Origin of the sequence: Treponema lecithinolyticum ATCC 700332 (assembly GCA_000468055.1) — a bacterium.
GTDB classification, from domain to species: domain Bacteria; phylum Spirochaetota; class Spirochaetia; order Treponematales; family Treponemataceae; genus Treponema_C; species Treponema_C lecithinolyticum.
Genome location: KI260559.1, coordinates 1 through 679, shown reverse-complemented (window position 1 = coordinate 679; position 679 = coordinate 1). Strand labels below are relative to the sequence as shown.

At 38.9% G+C, this 679-nt stretch carries 2 protein-coding genes; both read left to right on the top strand.

Going from position 1 to position 679, the window contains the following annotated elements:
- A partial coding sequence (locus HMPREF9193_RS11255; protein WP_021686505.1) for a hypothetical protein occupies positions 1-513 on the top strand: 513 nt, incomplete at its 5' end.
- Positions 494-679 (top strand): hypothetical protein (locus tag HMPREF9193_RS11330; RefSeq protein ID WP_021686504.1); only part of this gene is annotated, 186 nt, incomplete at its 3' end. The genes HMPREF9193_RS11255 and HMPREF9193_RS11330, both read left to right, overlap by 20 nt.

Genomic DNA, 679 nt, shown 5'->3' with positions numbered 1-679 from the left:
GAGCTGTATTGCCACGATCGTACCTACGTATTGTCTTCTTCTTTGGTAAAAACCGTACAAAGCGTGCATATTGAGCCGAATAATATAACGGTTGATCTTGCAACCGATTTTTGTTGCGGAGAGCCTAAAGCGATGCGGCAAGTAAAAAACTTAACAAGCGAACAAAAAAATCTTTTATTCGGTATAAAGCTGGAACTTTCCCGGGATTTAGCAAATATGGAACAAGAAGAGTTTCCGGATGACAATAGAGCTCTGGTAGAACAAATGGTTAGCGAGCGTCTTAAAGATACGTATAAAAGATCGTGGAACTTTCAAGACCCAAGGATACAAATCAGCATAGCAGAAACCGATGCAGGAGACGGAACGGTACCGCTTACCAGTCAGCAAGCATTAGAGGTAAAAGAAACAATAAAGTACGAACGTAAAGAGCACAGCAGTTTTTATGCAGATAAGACGGTTATTGCCGATGTAATCAAAAAGATTAAAGAAATAAATGGTGAAACAGCAAGTTAAAAAATTAGGTATTTGTTTTTGTATCATAATACTGCTCACAAGTGCGTGTGTACAAAAACACGATGAAGAAAAAAGAGGAGAGCTGCAGATGAACACATATCAATTACGCTATGCAACGATAGACATACCTGAAGGGGTAACAGTGATACCGGATTTGAGTTATGAA